The following is a 1201-nucleotide window of genomic DNA, read 5'->3' on the forward strand; positions in this document are numbered from 1 at the left end:
AGTCTTCCCTTGTTATTGTGTAGCCAGAATGCCGCAAAACTTCCATGCCTAAGCGAACTGTTGAGAGTACGTTTCGATTTCTGACTGTGTTAGCCTGGAAGTGCTTGTCCCAACCTTGTTTCTGAGCATGAACGCCCGCAAGCCAACATGTTAGTTGAAGCATCAGGGCGATTAGCAGCATGATATCAAAACGCTCTGAGCTGCTCGTTCGGCTATGGCGTAGGCCTAGTCCGTAGGCAGGACTTTTCAAGTCTCGGAAGGTTTCTTCAATCTGCATTCGCTTCGAATAGATATTAACAAGTTGTTTGGGTGTTCGAATTTCAACAGGTAAGTTAGTTGCTAGAATCCATGGCTCCTTTGCCGACGCTGAGTAGATTTTAGGTGACGGGTGGTGACAATGAGTCCGTGTCGAGCGCTGATTTTTTCGGCCTTTAGAGCGAGATTTATACAATAGAATTTGGCATGAGATTGGATTGCTTTTAGTCAGCCTCTTATAGCCTAAAGTCTTTGAGTGACTAGATGACATATCATGTAAGTTGCTGATAGGTTTCCAGTTTTCCGCTCCTAGGTCTGCATATTGTACTTTTCCTCTTACTCGACTTAACCAGTACCAACCCAGCTTCTCAACGGATTTATACCATGGCACTTTAAAGCCAGCATCACTGACAATGAGCGGTGTGGTGTTACTCGGTAGAATGCTCGCAAGGTCGGCTAGAAATTGGTCATGAGCTTTCTTTGAACATTGCTCTGAAAGCGGGAACGCTTTCTCATAAAGAGTAACAGAACGACCGTGTAGTGCGACTGAAGCTCGCAATACCATAAGCCGTTTTTGCTCACGGATATCAGACCAGTCAACAAGTACAATGGGCATCGTATTGCCCGAACAGATAAAGCTAGCATGCCAACGGTATACAGCGAGTCGCTCTTTGTGGAGGTGACGATTACCTAACAATCGGTCGATTCGTTTGATGTTATGTTTTGTTCTCGCTTTGGTTGGCAGGTTACGGCCAAGTTCGGTAAGAGTGAGAGTTTTACAGTCAAGTAAGGCGTGGCAAGCCAACGTTAAGCTGTTGAGTCGTTTTAAGTGTAATTCGGGGCAGAATTGGTAAAGAGAGTCGTGTAAAATATCGAGTTCGCACATTTTGTTGTCTGATTATTGATTTTTGGCGAAACCATTTGATCATATGACAAGATGTGTATC

The 1201-nt window shown here is 44.5% G+C and carries 1 protein-coding gene; it reads right to left on the reverse strand.

The features are described from left to right. The coding region (locus HMPREF2596_RS03460) for an IS4-like element ISVsa5 family transposase (RefSeq protein ID WP_001449585.1) at positions 1–1141 on the reverse strand (1141 nt) is incomplete at its 3' end. Between the last annotated feature and the right edge of the window lie 60 nt (positions 1142–1201).

This window comes from Neisseria sp. HMSC078C12 (assembly GCF_001838065.1).
Taxonomy (GTDB): domain Bacteria; phylum Pseudomonadota; class Gammaproteobacteria; order Burkholderiales; family Neisseriaceae; genus Neisseria.